This is a genomic window from Microbacterium sp. zg.Y909, from assembly GCF_024626565.1.
In genome coordinates this window covers 1-684 of record NZ_JANJFJ010000726.1, presented here as the reverse complement: position 1 = coordinate 684, position 684 = coordinate 1, and the positions used below count along the sequence as shown (strand labels likewise).

The following is a 684-nucleotide window of genomic DNA, read 5'->3' as shown; positions in this document are numbered from 1 at the left end:
CCCAGGCCGAGGCCCGCATCCTGATGCTGGCGTCGAACAACATCCTGAAGCCGTCCGACGGCCGCCCGGTGACCCTGCCCTCGCAGGACATGATCATCGGCCTCCACCACCTGACCACGGTCAAGGAGGGCGCCACCGGCGAGGGTCGCGTGTTCGGCTCCGTCGGCGAGGCGATCCTCGCCAAGGACGAGGGCACCCTCGACCTGCAGGCGAAGGTCCGCATCCGCATCCGCGGTCTGTCGTTCCTCGAGGGCGAAGCGCCCGAAGGCTACGAGCGCCACGGTCTCGTGGACGCCTCGCTCGGCCAGGCGATCTTCAACGACACCCTTCCCAAGGGCTACCCGTTCGTTCGCGAGCAGGCCGACAAGGGCAAGCTGTCGCAGATCGTGAACAAGCTGGCCGAGGAGTACCCCAAGGTCGAGGTCGCAGCTTCGCTGGACCGCATCAAGGATGCCGGCTTCTACTGGGCCACCCGTTCGGGTGTCACCGTCGCCCTCAGCGACATCCTGACGCCGCCGAACAAGGCCGAGATCGTCGCCGGCTACGAGAAGCAGGCTGCGAAGGTCACCGCGCAGTTCGAGAAGGGTCTCACCACCGACGCCGAGCGTCGTCAGGAGCTCATCAAGATCTGGACCGAGGCCACCGACGAGGTGCAGAAGGCCATGCGGGACAACTTCCCGGCCG

General features: G+C 67.0%; 1 pseudogene. It reads left to right on the top strand.

Annotation, left to right across the window (positions count from 1 at the left end):
• Nucleotides 1-684: pseudogene (locus NQ160_RS24410) on the top strand (DNA-directed RNA polymerase subunit beta'); the annotation flags it as partial.